Raw genomic sequence first — 17044 nt, forward strand, 5'->3', positions numbered from 1 at the left:
GGTCATCATGCTTACATTAAAAATTTTGTCGGTGCTACTCAGTTATCCGCAACCCGAGATGCTGAATGCGCTCAATGAAATGGCGGAGATTATCGAAAGGGATGCCGATTTATCCAAAGCCCCTAAAAAAGCACTGCATTCGCTGATCGATTCCCAGCGCGGCATCGATTTACTGGATTGCCAGGAGCGTTATGTGGCGTTATTCGACCGCGGCCGGTTTTTATCACTGCATATTTTCGAGCATGTGCACGGCGAATCGCGCGATCGCGGCCAAGCCATGGTCAATCTGCAGCAGCTCTATCAGTCCCATGGTTTCGAATTGACTGTCCGGGAACTGCCGGATTACATTCCGTTATTTTTGGAATTTCTGGCCCAGCTCGACTCGCGCGAACAAGCCATGCAACTGCTGCGCGATGCCATGCCGGTGCTCAGTCTGCTCGGCGCCCGTCTGGCGGAGCGCGGCAGCGAGTTTCATGCCATTTTCGACGCCTTGGCGGATTTGGCCGGCGAACCGGAAGATATAGACGACATTCGGCAACAGGCCGCCGTGGAAGGCGAAGATGAAACGCTGGCGAATATGGATGCCATCTGGGAGGAAGAAGCCGTCAGTTTCATGGTGGCCGGCGATACTTGTCACACGCAGACCGGCACGGTTAATCCCATCACCATTACGCCGCGCGATCAGATTTTAAACGCGTCGCCCGGCCGTTCGCTTTGAAGGAGGATTAGACTATGAACTATTTAAATACTTTGTTGTTCGGCTATTACCCCTATCTAGCCATCAGCGTATTTTTTGTCGCCAGCCTGGCGCGTTTCGAACGCGATCAATTCAGCTGGCGCACTGGTTCCAGCCAATTATTAAGCTCTGACGAGGATTTTCGCCTGGGCAATAATTTATTTCATATCGGCATATTGCTGTTGTTTTTCGGGCATTTTGTCGGCCTGTTGACCCCGCCAGCTGTTTATCACAGCTTAGGCATCTCCACCTCTGCCAAACAAATTCTGGCGGTTATTGCCGGCGGCATCTTCGGCAGCATCTGTCTGGCAGGAATATATCGGTTAATCCGCCGCCGCTTAACCGATCCCAGAGTACGGGCGACCAGTAGCCGCATGGATATTTTTATTTTGCTATTGATCGGCTTTCAGCTCGTGCTGGGTCTATTCACCTTGCCGGTATCGATTTATCATTACGATGGCTCCAGCATGTTATTGCTGTCGGAATGGGCGCAACGCATCGTCACGTTTAGAAGCGGCGCGGCCGATGTGATTGCCGACATCAATTTCCTGTTCAAACTGCATTTGTTTTTCGGCATGACGCTGTTTTTGGTGTTTCCATTCAGTCGTTTGGTGCATGTCTGGAGTGTGCCCTTGGGCTACTTCAATCGTCCCTATCAGGTTGTGCGCAGGCGTGGATAGGTCTTGTTTCCGCATATCGACGGAGTGTTGTTACGAAATTTCGCCCCCCCTGCCTAGACACTCATTGCCGGGACTGCTGTCGCAGCCATGTAGTAATTGCCGAAACCAAGCAACGGGTGAAGGCCTTGGTTAATTTCGCTCAAAAAACGGCCTAAGAAAACCTCTCGGCCTTTTCCGGTTTTATCGGACAAGGCCGACTTAATAACTACAAAATCCATCCTTAATTGAAATAGCACCGGAGGATGGAATGTTATTGACCGCCCATCCTGCTGCTCAGGCATCGGCATACAGCACGGATTTTGTTTGCTGCTAATTCGAATAGTGGTTGCCGGAACCGCCGCCGACTGTTCCGATGAAGCGAAATACCCGGCCAGGGCGATAAATAGGCCCGCCGCGCAAGCCGAAAAAATCAAGCATAAAATGATGTCCGCTGATGCATTGACCCTACATGCCGAGGAGAACCATAACAAGTCTGGAACAACCGGCTCGCATAGCTGGAATCCGACCAAGGCAGCCGGTTAGCCGGGGATTCACCGCCGTAGTTGGTATCGATCAGCCTGAATAGCGAGGTATCGGTGGCCCCCCTCAACGTGCGGGCTAACTAGACGGCAGCCACTTATCGAGCATCATCAAGGCCGCATTTGATGAGCGCCTTGTCGTAAATTTGCCTAACCTTGTACCCCGGATTTCATCCGGTTTTTACCTTTAATAATAGGAGCCGAGCGGACAAGACGGGTATGCGAGCTTTCAGACGCTTGTCATATTTATGTAACATCGCAGTGTTATAAGATTTGGATTTGCAACACTTTCCCAAGAGCCCGGTCATGTCAAACAATACTGAACACTTAGTACGCGGTTTCGACAATGAAATCAATCATGTCCATACACTGATCGTTGAAATGACGCAATTGGTCACCCGACAAATGGAGCAAGCCCTGCGGGCGCTGGATGAGGGTAATGACGAATTAGCCAAACAGGTTGTAATCGGTGATGAAAATGTCGACCAATATGAAATATCCATCGATAGCGAAGTGCTCAATATCCTGGCCCGCCGCAATCCGGTAGCCAACGATTTACGTACCATATTGTCCATTTCCAAAATTGCCGTCGAGCTGGAAAAAATCGGTAATGACATTATCGACTTTGCAGGTCTAGTGGCCTATCTATTCGGCCCGGACACCAGCAACCCCAATCATGTCTTGCTGCAGGAAATTTCCAAGTTCGGCAATTTGGTCAAAAGCATGTTGGACAGGCTAATCCTGGTGCTGGAAAAAAACGACGTCCAACCCGCCTACGCCCTGCTTGAAAACGAGCGGGATTGTCAAACTGAATTCCGCGACGGTATCAGACAACAGCTTGACTTTGCCATCAAGGATGCGCGCCGCATCAGCCGGGCATTGACACTGATGCATATGATGAAAGTATTGGAAGACTGCGGGGAACATTGCTGCCACATTGCCGGATACATGATTTTCATGAAAGACAGCATCGATTTTCGCCACAGCGCTTAACGATGCATCGCAAACTTCGTTAAACCGCTTGCCGATCCTAGTCCCTTAATCGGCAACGCTGCTTGTATTGACCCACAAAAAAAAGCCCGCCGGGCAGGGAGTGTACCGGCGGGCCCGAGGCTCAGGCCTTAAAAGAAACCCACTAAATCTTACGGCAACAGCATTATCCGATCTTGCAAACCCGGACTCACCAACGGATGGGCGTTGAAATAATTTTCCAGCGCATCCAAATCCAAGGCGCCGCCGAGCCGGTCCGTCCCTTGGTTCAACACATAAAACTGATCGCCGCCGGCCGCCAAAAAGCTGTTAACCGTAATCCGGTAAGGCGCGGCAGGATCAACCAGCTCGCCATTGATCTTGATGCTGACGGGATCGACGTTATCGCAAGGCGTGCCTTTTTCCTGCCAGCTATAACTAAAGCCCTGGGAAACCTGCAAAATCCGGTTAAAGGGTTGGCCGCTGGCCGGTGCGTTTGCCGGATAATCCAGCCTGCAGCCGGTGAATTGTTGTTCCAACAAAGTATGCAATTGTGCGCCGGTTACGGTCATAGTCACCAGACTATTACCGAAGGGCTGCACGGAAAATGCTTCGCCGTAACTGACCTTGCCATCGCCTTCGTTGGCGACACTGGAGGCAAAGCTTAGGTCTGCTCGAATACCGCCGGGGTTCATAAACGCGGCAACGGCTTCGCCAAACTCGGCGCTTTCAGTCGCCGCCAGCTGTCCGTCCGCAATCAGATCGCCCAACGCGGATTCGCCGGCTGCACCGGCACTCCGGGTTATGTCGGCGCTAATGCTTCCTATCACCCGGTTCGCAACCGGCTCGGCAATGGCTTTGTAATTGTCGACGATGGTTTTCAAAGTCGCATCCGGCCTGATACGGGAATGACCGCGGTCAACCACGATATTTTGGGCCGCCACATCCAGTACCTTGCCGCTGGCTTTGTTGATCAGCAAGTCGATATCGGTAAGCACCCTGCCCTGCGCATTGGCGCTGGTGACCGAGATTAAACGGCCGTCCCGGTTGGCAACCCGACAATTGTAAGCCTGGTGAGTATGACCGGAAATCACCAAATCCACCGCGTCGTCTAGTTGATTAACGATAGCCTTGATAGGCGAATCGAGTTCCAGATTACCTTCGCATTGATTGATGGTCGCGGCGCTTTGCGTTACCGGCACTACGCCGCCTTGGTGTATCAAAACCGCGATGGCTTGCACATGCTGTTTGCGCAATTTCGGGATCAAAGCGTTCACGGTCGCTGCTTCGTCGGTAAATTCCAAACCAGCCACACCGCTGGGCGTCACTATGGTCGGGGTTTCCTTCAAGGTCATGCCGATAAATCCGATCCGCACCCCGGCTATGGTCTTAATTTGGTACGGCGGAAACAAGGTTTTACCCGTGGCGGTATCGACCACATTGGCGGCCAGAAACTTGAATTGCGCCCCTTCGAACGGCACCGGCGTACCCACATCGGCGCCGCGGCAAGTATTTTCGTCGCTGGGATGGCAACCGCCGTTTTGCATCCGCAAGAGCTCATCCCTGCCTTCGTCGAACTCGTGGTTACCCACGGCATTGATATCCAGACCCAGGCGGTTCATGGTCTCGATGGTGCCTTCGTCGTGAAACAGCGCGGAGACCAGCGGCGTGGCGCCGATAATGTCGCCCGCGGAAACCACCAGCGTATTGGGATTTTGCATTTTAAAATCGTCGATATAACCTGCCATCCAGTCAACGCCGCCGACCGGAATATTGCTTGACACCGGACCGGCGGGCGTTTGCCGAAAACCACCCGGCGATTCCAGCTGGCCGTGAAAGTCATTGAATGCGACGATTTTTACGGTGACGTTGCCGTGGTGTTTTCCGTGGTGTTTTCCGTGATGATTTTCATGATGCCGTTTCGCTTCATGCCTATGCCCATCAGCTTGGCACTGTCCAATCAAACCCAAACCCAAGCCAATACCGATAACCCATTTATCCATTTTCATCTGGTAACTCCTTAAGAAACAGCTAAAGGCCGGCGGGAAACGGCACCCGAAGCGATCAGGCCCGTGATAAATATCCAGGCAGAGGTAGGTATCGGCACGGCGGTGATCCGTAGATTTAAGCCGGCATCGATGGCTAAATTACCTTGCGTCAGAAAGATCAGGCCCTGATTCAAATCCGCCAGGTCGCTGCCGACGGCCAGGAACGCCTCACCGGCCGTCAAGGCTTGAAAGTGCAAAGTAGTCAGAGAGAATGACGAGCCGATCGTATTCAGATCCCACCCCGGAAACACGAACCCCGCCGCATCCAGACTTAGGTCGGCGGCAATATCGTCAAATAATGGGTTGAGCGTGCCGCCTAAAAACCGCACTTCGCCTATCCCGCTGAGCTGAGTGTTGAACCCGAAGCCCAACAATTCGTCTGCGGCATTGTTAATAAAGGCATCTTGCACCCACACCTCGATATCGAATTGATCACCAACTTGAATGGTGGTGCTGCTTGGATTTAATGAAAATACCGCCGCCTGAGCCAGCGTGCCGGCAAAGCTGACAAGCATCAGCAATAAAGTCTTGAATACAGGTTTCATGCAAATTGTTCCTAACCTAATGGTATAAAAGGCGGCTTGATTGAAAGCCTTGAGTTAATTCGAATTGTCGGCTACCGAGTAGGCTTTGTAGTATCCGTACCAGATCCGGTAGTCGCCCATGGTCACGCAACCGCTATGATCGTAATCGGCTTCGGCATTAAAGCCGGGCGCACCGATACATGTACCCAGTTGCCGCCGGAACAGGCCGGCATCCGTATTGTCCGCGTCGCCATCGTTATCCAAATCGCCGGCCACGAAGACTTGCACCAGCAATGGATCGTGATCCGATGAGCGGAACGCATCCGCCGCATAAAAACGGTCTATTTGCCCGGCGGACTTAAATTCGCTGTTGTAATCCAGCGCCCTCGGTTCATCGGCATTGATATGCCATTCACCGACCGCTTTAACCTGCGGCGTCAGGTGTGCATTCGCCAACGCGTGGTCCAGATAACCTGAAGCACCGTCGAACACAAAGCTATACGCCGCTTGGTTGCCCACTAGACTCTCGATCAGATTGACGTAGCCACCGCTCTTCAAAGCTGCAATCGGATCTTCCTGCGCGTAAGCATTCAAATCGCCGATGATCAAAACGTTAGGGGAACCGGTTAGGGTGGGATCGTTTTCTAACCAGCCGACCAAGGCTTCAGCTGCCGCGGTACGGGTGATATTGCAATTGCCCTGGCCGTCTCCGCTATCCGGGTCGTTTACGTCATCGCAAGCCGAACCCTTGGATTTCAGGTGGTTGACGGAGATTGTCAGCATTTTGTTCGAGGTCTTATCCAGAAAGGTCTGGGCAATAGCCGGGCGGTTTTTGCTATCGATAAAGCGCGGGTCTACCGCAGAATTCAGTATCGCCGCCGTGCCGACAATTTGTACTTTGGCCGGTTGGTAAATCAAGCCTAGCGCGATTTCATCCGTGCCGATTTTTTCGACACCGGGATCGACGAAAGCATATTGCGCGGCGCCCGCTAGCTGATTCAAACCGTTGACCAGATCGGCAATGGCGCTGGTGGCTAGGTAACCGTCGTTTTCGATTTCCATCAGCCCCACCACATCGGCATTTAGCTCATGAATGGCATGGACGATTTTGTCGCGCTGGCGGCTGAATTCCTGCTGAGTATCGGCGCCGCGCGGCGTTGGAAAGCCACCACCCAAACCGTTGCCGTTAAAGAAATTCAATACATTGAAGCTGGCGACTTTCAAGGCTGACGTAGCGTCGGAGCCCGGAACCGCCGGTCTGCCGTTATCGGCGACAAAATTCAATACCTGGGTAGGCTCCAGGCGGTAAGCGCCGAAACCGTATGACAACACCCCGGTCGCGCCGGTTAAGCTGTAACCGCTGCGTAACGTATTGACGGCACTCAGCCGGCCGGGTTGCGGATAAATCACCGGATCCGGATTTTGCATATTGGAACCGTCATCCACCAGCAGTTGATTCAGAGCATTGCCGGCTGCCGCATCGATAGCGGCCTGCCCCGGCAGCGCGATTTGGGTGGGTGTCAACAAGCGCCCGCCGGACGACAACAGCAACTCACCGAAACGAGCCAAGTTATAGTTTTCGGTAACAGTCAGGGTTTGCGGCAGACTAATCAACATGCCTTCCCAGCGTTCCGGATTATGCGTAGTTTGGTCAAACGGCAGACTCACCTGAATCGGCGCCGGCAAGGGGTTGCCGTTGCTACAGATGTCCAGCGAACTGACGTTATTCAGCTCGGTTAGCTGGTTAAACTCAGTCACTGTACCGACCAGGTGTACACGGTCGCCGACATTTACCGCTGTATTGGTAAACACGAATAAACCTTCGGAAGTAGCCGGATCGGCATCGGTCTCCGCTTGTTGCAGGAAAAACCCGCTTAGATTGCCACTGCCTTGGAAATTGGCTGTGACCACCGCTTCCACGTGCCGCACAGCGCCGCTAACCGGGCTGATTGAACCGGTGCCTTGAATAGCGCTAATTAACGTTGACGGCTGTCCGCATTGCGACAGCGGCGGCTGGCCGCCGCTATTCCCGCCCGTAAAACGTTGCCCCGTGTTGATGGTGCCGAAAGAAGCAGCCGATTCGCCGGCCCAAGTAAAATCTTCATATTGGCTACCGCTACCCTGTAACTGTAGCGACACGCTCACTGGTGTGGAACCGGTTTCCACTACAGCGATATCGGTTCCCGTCATCCCGGCCGCTGGGCCGTCGATTGGCGTAAAACTGCCTTCGTAGCTTAAAAACTGTACGACGCCGTGGTTTGCATCGATTAATGCCACGCCATCGGGCGCACCGTTTTGCAAGCCGGGCGCGGGCACGCTCAAAACACCGAAACCGCTACCCGATTGATCGGTGATCACAGCGGATAAATTAATCGTATCGTACTGCTTCAGTTGAGTAGCGCTGCCGTTATACAGTACCAACGACCAGCCGCTCAGGTCTGTACCGGCCGGACCGGCGATTTCTATTGCTTCTCCGGCATCGGTTCCGGCATTGTCGTAATGCAATTCGTTGATGAATACCGGCGTAGCAGCTTGCGCTACGCCGCAGATACCAAGCGAAGCCGCCAATATCAAGCGCTGGAAGCCGTATGAAGGGTTAATGCTCATTATTGGATTATCTCTGCAACGTTGAAACCGAAAAAAGGCGGCCGCGATCCCAAACAGGATTTAAGCCGCCAGTGCCGTGAACTGGTTAACAGTTATTTAAACCTGCAACGGTTAAGAGTGCGTTACGCTTAGCTGAAGAATTTATGAAATGTAATACGTCATTCAAGCGCCGCAACCGTTCCCGGCACTACATGCCGAGGAAAAGGCTTTCAAGCAGTTAGGGTAAGTCTGAGTAATCGAAGATAATCACGCGCTGTTCGACAACCGAGAATCGACCACCCCGGTAGGGTCTGGCGATTCGTAAGGCCCGACTATAGGCGGTGGACAATAGGTTATGCAGGATTGCGGCGAACTTCATCCGGATGCTGCGTCGGCTGTCTTTATTCATACCCTTTGAAAAGCCCTATGACGCAAGCTATTAACTTAGCCGCCGAAAGGCGGCAGCGCCGATTCGCGAAACAAGCTATCCACCACCTGCAAATTGGCAAACCCCAGCGCGCCAAGTCGCTACGCACCACGTAGTTGGCATGGCTCAGTCCCGCCAAGATTTCCGGTGGCGGCCGGTCGAGGATGCCGGACATGCCTGATAGATGGACGGCCGGTTTGCCGCATCTTAACAGGGTGATTTGCATGGTGGCTTTGCCTGTCGATGTAACGGGCATCATCCGCTTCGGCGGTGAAAAATTTCTAAGTACTCAATACGGTGTGCCGTCCTTGTGTAAAAACCGCCAGATACTATCGACAAACGCAGCTTGCAAGTCGTCGTCCGGGTAAACGACTTGGTCACCGGCGCTGCGGTCGCCGATTTCCAGATACACGACGTCGTTAGCCGTTTCGTTGACCAGCCGGTGGGCATCGCCGCTGCCGGCTTTAAATCCGGCGCACATGCCGGGCGACAAGGGCGTGGGGCCGGCATCGGTGTAAAGGGTCGGACAACCTTGCAAGATGTAAATAAATTCGTCCTGCTGGCTATGCGCGTGACGCAAAGCCGATATAGCCTCCGGCGCCAACCGAGTCAGATTGACGCCGAAGTTTTGCAGACCGAACAATTCGCCTAACAGTCGCTTTTCCCGGCCTTCCAATCGGGCGCCATGCGCGTCCAAAATGGCTTGCGGATACAAGGATTTTCTGGTGCGCGGCGGCACTTGATCCGCTACAGCGGCAATTGGGAACGTTGACTCAGTCATTGAGAATAATCCAAAAAGGGTTAAAAAATGCAAGCTTAGTCGACAAACGGCGCGCAGATAAAATCGATGTCGCCGTAATCGCAACCGCACTGACCCAGCAGCGCGGTAATTTGACCGCGATGGTGGGTTTTGTGAATCAACAATGTGGTCAACATGCTGGCCACGGACAGATTTCTATCTTGACCGGTGGACAGGCTACGGAAGGCGATGCGACGTTGCAAGGCGTCTTCGTTCAAGCCTTGAATCCAATCCAGCAAAACTTGGTCGCAATCGGTTTGCGCCGCCCGCAATTCGCCGAAATCGGTGTAAAGCGCCAAATCCAAGCGTTGGTATGGCACCGGGTGACCTTGTAAGCGGGCCAGCCAGACGCGGTCGCCCAACAGCAAATGGTTCCAGGTGCCGTGGATGGAATGAAAAAATACGCCCCTATCCTGTTTGCGTTCGGCATCCGCCAAGGTCGTGCAAGCGTCGTACAGACGCTGATTGACCCACTGGCTGTAACGGGCCTGCAACAGCAAATTCTCCAGCCAATTCATCACTCGCCTCCGCACTCTTGGTCTATGGTTCGCTGAAAGGCCAGTTGCAAGCTTTGGAATACCGGGCCAGGGCAACTAGGTAATGATCGGCAATCAATACTGGCAACCGGAATCAGTTCCGCGCCGGTGCCGGTCAAGAAACATTCGTCGGCGGCATACAGGTCGTAAACGCCGAGCGGCTGCACCCGCACCTTAATGCCGGCCGCGTCCGCCAAGGCCAGAATCATTTCGCGAGTGATGCCTTCCAGTGCACCTTCGCTGCATGGCGGCGTCAACAGGCAAGCGTTCCGCACGATAAATATATTATCCGCGGTACCTTCGGCTACACGGCCTTGCGCATTCAGCAACACGGCTTCGTCGACGCCGGCATGGTTGGCTTCGATTTTGGCCAGAATATGGTTCAAATAATTCAGACTTTTGATGCGCGGATCCAGGCTGTCGACCGGCAGACGGCGCACCGAGGAGACAATCAGTCGCGCGCCCTGCTCCCGACTGGCTTGATCGACCATGCACAGTTGATCGGCAATGACGATGACGTTCGGCTGCGAACAGCCCTTAGGATTCAAGCCCAGCGAACCCGGACCGCGTGTCACCATCAGGCGGATATAGCCGTCGTCGTCGGCAAATGCGTCGATCAGCCGTTCGATGACGGCCGTCAATTCTTCATTAGAGCGCGGTATTGCCAGCGCAATCGCCCGCGCCGACATCTGCAGCCTCTGCAAATGCCTTTGCAGACGGAAAGCCCGGCGCTTGTAAAAGCGTATGCCTTCGAATACACCGTCGCCATATAGCAAACCGTGGTCGTTGACCGGGATACAAGCTTGTTCGGCAGGCATAAGTTCGCCGTTCAGCCAGCACAAGGCTTTTTCGTTCATATCGTTTTCCTCAAAAAAGTAGCTATAGCCATTTTGGTTATCAGCGCTTACCTCCTACCATTACGCAACTCACTACAATCAGAGCCGTGGCAAGTTGCAGGGGTTGGAGGGATTCACCCATCAACGTTGCGCCGGCCACCATGGTCAAAAATGGTTGCAACAGCTGTAATTGGCCGATACGGGCGGTACCGCCCAGGGATAACCCTCTGTACCAAGCGCAAAAAGCCAAGTACATACTCACTACACTGACATAAGCAAACCCCGACCAACTAAGCCAGCCGACTTGGTTGAAACTCGCCGGCGCCGCCATCGCCACCCAGGGCAGCAATAGCGGCGTTGCGGCCAGTAACGCCCAACTGATGGTCTGCCAAGCGCCCAATTCTTTCGTTAAACGAGCCCCTTCCGCATAGCCGAAAGCAGCACACAATACGGCCGCCAGCAGATACAAATCGGCGGTTTGCAGGGTACCGGCTCCCGATAAAGCCACGAAAACCAGGATCGCCATGCTGCCGACCGTGGTGGCTAACCAAAATCGCCGCGATGGACGTTCACCTGACAGCCTCACCCCAAACCAGGCGGTAAATAAAGGCGCCAATCCGACAATGACCGCAGCGTGAATGGCGGAAACGCTTTGCATGGCCAAGGCCGATAACAGCGGAAAACCGATCACCACACCGGTCGCCGTCGCACCCAGCCTCAGCCATTCACGCTTGCTAGGTAGCCGGGCATTGACCATCAAAAGCGCCACCGCCGCCAATATCGAAGCCGCCACTGCCCGGCCAAGCCCGACAAACACCGGATCGAGATCCATCACTGCCAAGCGGGTAGCCGGCAACGTCAGACTAAAGCCAACGATGCCAAGCATACCCGACAGATAAGCGCGTCTGACCGCTGCTGCATTTTGAGTTGTCGTCGATAGTTTATGCACAAAGCTCTCCCCTGACGACGGTTTTGGCTTGACCCAACAACCGCACTCTGTCTCCCAGCAATTCCATTCCAACCTCACCACCTCTGGCCGAAGCCTGATAGGCGGTCAGTTGCGCTTTCCCGAGGACCTTTCCCCAATAAGGACCGAGACTGCAATGCGCGGAACCGGTTACCGGATCTTCCGGTATGCCTACCGCCGGCGCAAAAAACCGAGACACAAAGTCCCAGCGCGAATCGGCCGCCGCGGCCGCTGTAACAGCGACACCCCGTGCCGTCAACCGACGAATAAGGTCCAAATCGGGATTCAGGCTAACCACGGTTTGTGCATCCCGCAACACCAGAATCAAGTGAGCTCCGGCACGTAACGCGGCCGTGGTTTGCGCATCGATTGCGGCATCGAAAGCCGCGGACAATTCGACCGGCTCCGCGATAAAGCCGGGGAAATCCAGACTGATTGCAGTACCTACAGAGGTTGCGGTCAAAATACCGCTACGGGTGCGGAAGTTCATAGGGCCATTGGCCAATGCCAATTCATGCCGCAATGCATGCGCGGCCGCCAAGGTGGCATGACCGCACAAATCGACTTCCGTGGTCGGGGTAAACCAGCGCAACGACCACAAATCCGCATCCAGCGGATACAAAAAAGCCGTTTCGGACAGATTCATTTCCGCCGCAACGTGCTGCATCCACGCGTCATCCGTATCAGGGTCTACCAGGCAAACCGCCGCCGGGTTGCCGTGAAACGCTTGATCGGTAAATGCATCGATAATAAAAAGTGAAGTTTTCATGGTTTTCAGTCGCTTGATGGGAGGCATTACTTTAGTCTAAGATAGCCATACCGATACAGTTGCAGAATAGTTAATTTATATCGATACAATTAACAACCATGCAGCGTTGTATCGATTGTGAATTGACCCAACTGTATTGAAATGCCAATGACGCTACGTTACGAAACCGTTGCCGAACATTTGTTAACAGCCATCACTCAGGGCATCTATCGAGCGGGTGAACGCTTGCCCAGTGTGCGACTACTCAGCCAGCAACACCAGATCAGCACGGCGACTGCGGTATCGGCGTTACGCCTGTTGGAGGACCAAGGTCAGATCGAGGCCCGGCAACGCTCCGGTTATTATGTGCGGCCTCGGCTACGCTCTGTTCTGCAAGAACCGACCATGTCCTCGCCTTCGCGGGAACCGACCCAAGTGACCGGTCAGGAGCTAGTGTTGCGGCTGGTGAAAGCGGCCAACAATCCGCAATTCATCCAGCTGGGCGCGGCGGTACCGGCGCCCTCCTTCCTGCCTACGCAAAAAGTGGCGCAACTGTCGGCAACCACCTCTCGGCGTTATCGGCAGCGCATGTCCAGTTACGAATTTCCGCCTGGCGCGCCGGAGCTGCGCCGGCAAATCGCCAAGCGCATGTCGGAACAAGGCTGCCCGATCGATCCCAACGACATCCTGATCACCAACGGCTGCCAGGAGGCCATGACCCTGGCGCTACGGGCGATCACCGTACCCGGCGACATTGTTGCCGTGGAATCACCTACCTTTTACGGCTTGCTGCAAGTCATCGAATCGCTGTCCTTGCGGGCTATCGAAATTCCGACCCATCCGCGCGAAGGCATTGCCCTGGAGGCGCTGCAACTGGCCTGCGAACAGTGGCCGATCAAAGCCTGTATTGTGGTGGCCAATTACAGCAATCCGCTCGGCTATTGCATGTCCGACCTGCGTAAGCAGGCCTTGGTCGAACTGATCAACCGCCACCAAATCATGTTGATAGAAGACGATATTTACGGTGATCTGGGATTTGGCCTGCAAAGGCCGTCAACGGTCAAAAGCTGGGATAGCGAGGGGCGGGTTTTGTATTGCTCGTCGTTTTCGAAATCCTTATCCCCCGGCCTACGAGTGGGCTGGCTGGTACCGGGCGCCCTGTATGAGAAAACCGAATATCTAAAATACGTCACCAATCTGGCCACCCCGACGCTGGCGCAATTGATCGTGGCCGAAGTTTTGGAACACGGCGGTTACGACCGTTATCTGCGCCGGGCCCGCCAGCAATACCGGCAAGCCGTGGAGCGGATGACAGCGGCGGTTGGCGGGTACTTTCCACCCGGCACCCGAATCACTCAACCGCAGGGCGGCTTCCTGTTGTGGGTGGAACTGCCCGGTAAAGTCGACGCCATTACCCTCACCCAACAGGCCCTGGCCCTGGGTATCAGTATTGCTCCGGGACCGATTTTTTCCGCCACGCAAAAGTACCGGAATTTTATTCGCCTGAATTGCGCGGTGGATTGGGACGAACGGTTGAACAAAGCGTTGGTGACTTTAGGGCAGCTGGTTCAGAAAAAACTGAACGGATGAGCGACTGGACTTCAACCTCATAAAAATAATAAACACCCGGCTGTTCAGCCCTGAAATGCTACTCGACTTACTCCAACTCTTTAAGTATGCTTGAAAACATTCGACACCGGCTTTCTACCCCGAACCTGAATGCGGCATTACTGGATGCGGCTTAAAATATCTACGGCAATGTCGCGTCACAAATATCAACAACAAACCTTGTTGCGTATTCCGGAGCAAAGCAGCCACCGATTCCGGTGAAGTCCGCCCCCTTTGACGATTAATTTTTAGCGTTTCTACGCGGGATAACTACCACCTGATCCGCCGCCTCTTTTCATTGTTTATTTAGAGTCAACTCGGTAAAGCACCCGGCGCAGCCAATTGGGTGCCGGTCCGAGTGACCAGGTTGGGTAAGTTTAAAACCATCGGCGCTGGACAAAATCACGGCGGTGATTCCCGACGAACTACGGGACAGAATCGAAAACAGCAAACTGTTCGCTCGGCGTTTCGGACCGCGCCCCGATTTGGACGGCGAACTGAGCCTGCGCCGCATCCGCCCTTTAGGCCTTTACTTCTGGGGTAGTGTCTGGACCTTGGTCGGCTGGTGCGAATTGCGCGACGATTTCCGCAATTTTCGTTTGGGCCGAATTCAAAGCGTGAAACCCGAAAACGCCACGTTTACCGATTCCGCAGGGCAAACGCTGGATGAGTTTGTAAGGCGCATGACGCAGAGCCGATCGCCGGCGAGCGTCAGTCGAGCACATCCAAGGCTTTCAGGCTGGCCTTGCCCAATGCTATGCGTTTGGCCAATGTATCTTGCTGCAAGACATCGATATTCAAAGCAAAACTGTAGACATGGCCTTGTTTTGCGACCCATCCAACCCACCAGCCTATACCCGGTTCGGAGGCGTCGACCCAGCCGGTCTTGCCGTAAAGAATCCAACCATCGCCTCGCTCCATCCGGATGATGTCGCGGCCTTGTTCCTGCACATCCTGAGGAAACGACAACTCGCCTTGAGCCAAACGGGCGAGAAAAGCCGTTTGTTCCACGGCGCTGATTTTCAGCGGGCCGCGCAGCCAAAACCGATCGACCACCTCGCCGACTTCAGCGTTGCCATATTCCAGCGCGGCAACGCCATCGCGCATGCGCTGCAGGCCGATACGGCGGGCAAGTTCCTGATATATCGGCACATTGGAAACCTTAATCGCCTCGCGCAAGCTCATATCGCGCTCCCACGCCTTGAATGGCTGCGGCTTACCGCCGTAAGGCAGGACTTCGTCGACATCCTTGACCGCACCGGCCGAAAGCCCAATCAGGCTATTGGCGATTTTGAAGGTCGATCCCGGTACCAAGCGAGTCTCGGCCCTGACACGATCATGCCCGATAAAAGTCTTCGCATCGGCGTCATACAAAACGAAGGTCCCCTGCACGCCCGCATCGGCAAACAGCTTGCCGATCGCCGGGCTATCCCACCAATCGAGGGCATGGGTTTGCCGGCAAATCAACAGCAAGAAGGCGACGAATAAATATCTCATGCTTTAGATTTCCGTTTAAAACTGGTTTAAGGTCCATTATATCGGCTCACAGACCGGAGTAGCCTGCCGGACTTACGAGCGCTCGACCGGCTCGGCAAACACCAAAACCCGAAAATTCCCGGCCTTCCTGACTGCGCATCACAGCATCGAGCGCATCCCGTAAACAGGCCTCTGCTCTCGGTCGAAGTCACCCCAAGCAAAACATTTCATCGCGCCTCCCCGGTTTGTTTCGGCTCAGGCGCCGCTGTTTTTTTCGGCAAGCGACTTCAACCCGGCCAGACCATCCTCGAATTTGCCGCCTATCATCTTGTCCATACTGAACACCAGGCTCATCAATTTGGAAATGCACGTGTTGGGGCCTGGAAGGGTTTGATGAAGTCCATGCGGATCGTTATCCTGGTCGGGACCACCGATTCCAGAATCTCCATGCGCCCCTGACCGATTTCCCGGTTGCCCTCCCATTCGTAAATGGCACCCGGCCCGCTAGGCGCGCCGCCGTAGCTGCGCTTCATGCCGGGATCGACTTTTTCCCAAGCCGACCAGCTTTGCATGCTGTGTAGATCGTTGATCAGCGGGAAAATCGTTTCCGGCGCCGCCTTGATGACGACAACGCGCTGGACCCGGAAGCTGTCGGGTTTGGCGGCGCATAGATCAGCACGATGACGAGCAGCACGGCTAAGACGATAATAATGGTTTTGATCATGGTTTTTCCTCTAGGTGGGCGGGCTTAATCGCCCGGCAAGCCGGGAAGCTCTATCACGGGTCTGACTTCGACCGTGCCTTTGCGCACCATCGGTATCCGTGCGGCGATGCCGATGGCTTCGTCCAGATCCCGAGCCTCGATCAGATAATAGCCGCCCAACTGTTCACGGGTTTCGGCAAACGGGCCGTCGGTGACGAAACGCTTGCCGTCGCGTATCCGGACGCTGGTCGCCAATTCGGTGGGTTGCAAGGGACTGGCGGCCAGATATTGTCCATTCGCCTTCAGATCGTGCGCCAGTTCGGTGGACTCGACGTAACACGCCTCGCGCTCGCTCTCCGCCAACTGTTGTTCTTCAAAGTAAATCAACAACATGTATTTCATTATCTGCTCTCGTTCAAGCTGGGATCAGCGGGTTTTCGGACGATATGCGCCGCCGCACCGCACATCAACCGCAATGCTGAACATAGGTGATGATGCTGATCACGGCGCCTTGCGGATCTTGCAGCACGCAAAAGCGTCCGACCTGCGGAATGTCCTGCGGCGGTAGACAAATTTTCCCGCCGAGTTCCACGGCCAGCTTTGCGGTGGCGTCGACATCGTCGACCGTGACATAAACGCCCCACTGCGGCGCCATGCCTTCGGCGGCGGCCGGTATCTTCATCATGCCGCCGCTCGGCTCGCCAGCGTATTTCACCAGGGTGTATTCCATTTCCGGAGTGGAGATCGGCGCGGGTTCCAGCGTCCAATTGAACAGCTTGCCGTAAAATTGTTTGGCGGCACCGGTATCGCTGGTCAATAGTTCGCACCAACTAAAGGCGCCATGTGTGTTACAGGGTTGGTTCATGATTTTTCTCCTTTGCGC

The 17044-nt window shown here is 54.5% G+C and carries 21 protein-coding genes and 1 pseudogene; 6 read left to right on the top strand and 16 right to left on the bottom strand.

Features of this window, described 5'->3' with window-relative positions:
* The first annotated feature begins 7 nt into the window (after nucleotides 1-7).
* Both narJ and narI read left to right on the top strand, forming a co-directional pair.
* Complete coding sequence (gene narJ, locus M0R33_RS04915; RefSeq protein ID WP_292565920.1) at nucleotides 8-718, top strand: nitrate reductase molybdenum cofactor assembly chaperone; 711 nt, start codon at nucleotides 8-10, stop codon at nucleotides 716-718.
* Nucleotides 719-732: 14 nt separating this feature from the next.
* On the top strand, nucleotides 733-1416 hold the full coding sequence (gene narI, locus M0R33_RS04920; protein ID WP_292565922.1) for a respiratory nitrate reductase subunit gamma: 684 nt from the start codon (nucleotides 733-735) through the stop codon (nucleotides 1414-1416).
* A 53-nt stretch (nucleotides 1417-1469) separates the two neighbouring features.
* Here narI and M0R33_RS04925 read toward each other — a convergent pair whose 3' ends face one another.
* Nucleotides 1470-1697: a hypothetical protein gene (locus tag M0R33_RS04925; protein ID WP_292565924.1), complete on the bottom strand. Its 228-nt coding sequence runs from the start codon at nucleotides 1695-1697 to the stop codon at nucleotides 1470-1472.
* Between the two features lie 22 nt (nucleotides 1698-1719).
* On the opposite strand from M0R33_RS04925, the gene M0R33_RS04930 reads away from it, so the two are divergent.
* Both M0R33_RS04930 and phoU read left to right on the top strand, forming a co-directional pair.
* On the top strand, nucleotides 1720-1938 hold the full coding sequence (locus M0R33_RS04930) for a hypothetical protein (RefSeq protein WP_292565927.1): 219 nt from the start codon (nucleotides 1720-1722) through the stop codon (nucleotides 1936-1938).
* 302 nt (nucleotides 1939-2240) lie between these two features.
* Entirely contained in the window at nucleotides 2241-2927 is a 687-nt protein-coding gene (gene phoU / locus M0R33_RS04935) for a phosphate signaling complex protein PhoU (RefSeq protein WP_292565929.1), read from the top strand.
* Between the two features lie 149 nt (nucleotides 2928-3076).
* On the opposite strand, the gene M0R33_RS04940 is transcribed toward phoU, so the two are convergent.
* From M0R33_RS04940 to M0R33_RS04985, 10 genes are all read right to left on the bottom strand, one after another.
* Nucleotides 3077-4912, bottom strand: coding sequence for a bifunctional metallophosphatase/5'-nucleotidase (locus tag M0R33_RS04940; RefSeq protein WP_292565931.1), 1836 nt, complete (start codon nucleotides 4910-4912; stop codon nucleotides 3077-3079).
* Between the two features lie 11 nt (nucleotides 4913-4923).
* On the bottom strand, nucleotides 4924-5496 hold the full coding sequence (locus tag M0R33_RS04945; protein WP_292565933.1) for a hypothetical protein: 573 nt from the start codon (nucleotides 5494-5496) through the stop codon (nucleotides 4924-4926).
* Nucleotides 5497-5550: 54 nt separating this feature from the next.
* Nucleotides 5551-8082: an ExeM/NucH family extracellular endonuclease gene (locus M0R33_RS04950; protein WP_292565935.1), complete on the bottom strand. Its 2532-nt coding sequence runs from the start codon at nucleotides 8080-8082 to the stop codon at nucleotides 5551-5553.
* Nucleotides 8083-8299: 217 nt separating this feature from the next.
* On the bottom strand, nucleotides 8300-8440 hold the full coding sequence (locus M0R33_RS04955) for a hypothetical protein (protein ID WP_292565938.1): 141 nt from the start codon (nucleotides 8438-8440) through the stop codon (nucleotides 8300-8302).
* Between the two features lie 22 nt (nucleotides 8441-8462).
* On the bottom strand, nucleotides 8463-8747 hold the full coding sequence (locus M0R33_RS04960) for a hypothetical protein (RefSeq protein WP_292565940.1): 285 nt from the start codon (nucleotides 8745-8747) through the stop codon (nucleotides 8463-8465).
* A 30-nt stretch (nucleotides 8748-8777) separates the two neighbouring features.
* Nucleotides 8778-9269, bottom strand: coding sequence for a cupin domain-containing protein (locus M0R33_RS04965; protein WP_292565942.1), 492 nt, complete (start codon nucleotides 9267-9269; stop codon nucleotides 8778-8780).
* Nucleotides 9270-9304: 35 nt separating this feature from the next.
* Entirely contained in the window at nucleotides 9305-9805 is a 501-nt protein-coding gene (locus tag M0R33_RS04970) for a DinB family protein (RefSeq protein WP_292565945.1), read from the bottom strand.
* Nucleotides 9805-10680 carry a branched-chain-amino-acid transaminase gene (gene ilvE / locus M0R33_RS04975; RefSeq protein WP_292565947.1) on the bottom strand — a complete coding sequence of 292 codons (876 nt, stop codon included), beginning with the start codon at nucleotides 10678-10680 and terminating at the stop codon, nucleotides 9805-9807. Before ilvE ends, M0R33_RS04970 begins: the two co-directional genes overlap by 1 nt.
* A 40-nt stretch (nucleotides 10681-10720) precedes the next feature.
* Nucleotides 10721-11608 carry a DMT family transporter gene (locus M0R33_RS04980; RefSeq protein ID WP_292565950.1) on the bottom strand — a complete coding sequence of 296 codons (888 nt, stop codon included), beginning with the start codon at nucleotides 11606-11608 and terminating at the stop codon, nucleotides 10721-10723.
* Nucleotides 11601-12395, bottom strand: a complete 795-nt coding sequence (locus tag M0R33_RS04985; RefSeq protein ID WP_292565953.1) for a PhzF family phenazine biosynthesis protein — start codon at nucleotides 12393-12395, stop codon at nucleotides 11601-11603. Before M0R33_RS04985 ends, M0R33_RS04980 begins: the two co-directional genes overlap by 8 nt.
* A gap of 147 nt (nucleotides 12396-12542) precedes the next feature.
* Between M0R33_RS04985 and M0R33_RS04990 the strand changes: the two genes are divergently transcribed.
* Together M0R33_RS04990 and M0R33_RS04995 are read left to right on the top strand one after the other, a co-directional pair.
* Entirely contained in the window at nucleotides 12543-13964 is a 1422-nt protein-coding gene (locus tag M0R33_RS04990; RefSeq protein ID WP_292565956.1) for a PLP-dependent aminotransferase family protein, read from the top strand.
* A 428-nt stretch (nucleotides 13965-14392) separates the two neighbouring features.
* Nucleotides 14393-14677 (top strand): annotated as a pseudogene (locus tag M0R33_RS04995) (WYL domain-containing protein); the annotation flags it as partial.
* 16 nt (nucleotides 14678-14693) lie between these two features.
* On the opposite strand, the gene blaOXA reads toward M0R33_RS04995, so the two are convergent.
* From blaOXA to M0R33_RS05020, 5 genes are all read right to left on the bottom strand, one after another.
* A complete protein-coding gene (gene blaOXA, locus M0R33_RS05000; protein ID WP_292565959.1) occupies nucleotides 14694-15479 on the bottom strand; it encodes a class D beta-lactamase in 786 nt (261 codons plus the stop codon).
* Between the two features lie 332 nt (nucleotides 15480-15811).
* Nucleotides 15812-16081, bottom strand: coding sequence for an SRPBCC family protein (locus M0R33_RS05005; RefSeq protein ID WP_366043157.1), 270 nt, complete (start codon nucleotides 16079-16081; stop codon nucleotides 15812-15814).
* Nucleotides 16048-16182, bottom strand: coding sequence for a hypothetical protein (locus tag M0R33_RS05010; protein ID WP_292565961.1), 135 nt, complete (start codon nucleotides 16180-16182; stop codon nucleotides 16048-16050). The genes M0R33_RS05005 and M0R33_RS05010 overlap by 34 nt, the downstream gene beginning before the upstream one ends.
* A 24-nt stretch (nucleotides 16183-16206) precedes the next feature.
* Nucleotides 16207-16563: a YciI family protein gene (locus M0R33_RS05015; RefSeq protein ID WP_292565964.1), complete on the bottom strand. Its 357-nt coding sequence runs from the start codon at nucleotides 16561-16563 to the stop codon at nucleotides 16207-16209.
* Between the two features lie 64 nt (nucleotides 16564-16627).
* Nucleotides 16628-17026, bottom strand: a complete 399-nt coding sequence (locus M0R33_RS05020; RefSeq protein ID WP_292565967.1) for a VOC family protein — start codon at nucleotides 17024-17026, stop codon at nucleotides 16628-16630.
* Between the last annotated feature and the right edge of the window lie 18 nt (nucleotides 17027-17044).

It is taken from the genome of Methylomonas sp., from assembly GCF_023228165.1.
Taxonomy (GTDB): Bacteria; Pseudomonadota; Gammaproteobacteria; order Methylococcales; family Methylomonadaceae; genus Methylomonas.

Excerpts from the sequence above, each read along its gene's own strand:
- blaOXA (WP_292565959.1), bottom strand. The coding sequence starts at position 15,479 with ATGAGATATTTATTCGTCGCCTTCTTGCTGTTGATTTGCCGGCAAACC.
- M0R33_RS04925 (WP_292565924.1), bottom strand. The coding sequence starts at position 1,697 with ATGCCTGAGCAGCAGGATGGGCGGTCAATAACATTCCATCCTCCGGTG.
- M0R33_RS04960 (WP_292565940.1), bottom strand. The coding sequence starts at position 8,747 with ATGATGCCCGTTACATCGACAGGCAAAGCCACCATGCAAATCACCCTG.
- M0R33_RS04940 (WP_292565931.1), bottom strand. The coding sequence starts at position 4,912 with ATGAAAATGGATAAATGGGTTATCGGTATTGGCTTGGGTTTGGGTTTG.
- M0R33_RS04970 (WP_292565945.1), bottom strand. The coding sequence starts at position 9,805 with ATGAATTGGCTGGAGAATTTGCTGTTGCAGGCCCGTTACAGCCAGTGG.
- M0R33_RS04945 (WP_292565933.1), bottom strand. The coding sequence starts at position 5,496 with ATGAAACCTGTATTCAAGACTTTATTGCTGATGCTTGTCAGCTTTGCC.
- M0R33_RS04985 (WP_292565953.1), bottom strand. The coding sequence starts at position 12,395 with ATGAAAACTTCACTTTTTATTATCGATGCATTTACCGATCAAGCGTTT.
- M0R33_RS04965 (WP_292565942.1), bottom strand. The coding sequence starts at position 9,269 with ATGACTGAGTCAACGTTCCCAATTGCCGCTGTAGCGGATCAAGTGCCG.
- M0R33_RS05010 (WP_292565961.1), bottom strand. The coding sequence starts at position 16,182 with ATGATCAAAACCATTATTATCGTCTTAGCCGTGCTGCTCGTCATCGTG.
- M0R33_RS04950 (WP_292565935.1), bottom strand. The coding sequence starts at position 8,082 with ATGAGCATTAACCCTTCATACGGCTTCCAGCGCTTGATATTGGCGGCT.
- M0R33_RS04955 (WP_292565938.1), bottom strand. The coding sequence starts at position 8,440 with ATGAAGTTCGCCGCAATCCTGCATAACCTATTGTCCACCGCCTATAGT.
- M0R33_RS05015 (WP_292565964.1), bottom strand. The coding sequence starts at position 16,563 with ATGAAATACATGTTGTTGATTTACTTTGAAGAACAACAGTTGGCGGAG.
- narJ (WP_292565920.1), top strand. The coding sequence starts at position 8 with ATGCTTACATTAAAAATTTTGTCGGTGCTACTCAGTTATCCGCAACCC.
- M0R33_RS05020 (WP_292565967.1), bottom strand. The coding sequence starts at position 17,026 with ATGAACCAACCCTGTAACACACATGGCGCCTTTAGTTGGTGCGAACTA.
- phoU (WP_292565929.1), top strand. The coding sequence starts at position 2,241 with ATGTCAAACAATACTGAACACTTAGTACGCGGTTTCGACAATGAAATC.
- narI (WP_292565922.1), top strand. The coding sequence starts at position 733 with ATGAACTATTTAAATACTTTGTTGTTCGGCTATTACCCCTATCTAGCC.
- M0R33_RS04990 (WP_292565956.1), top strand. The coding sequence starts at position 12,543 with ATGACGCTACGTTACGAAACCGTTGCCGAACATTTGTTAACAGCCATC.
- ilvE (WP_292565947.1), bottom strand. The coding sequence starts at position 10,680 with ATGAACGAAAAAGCCTTGTGCTGGCTGAACGGCGAACTTATGCCTGCC.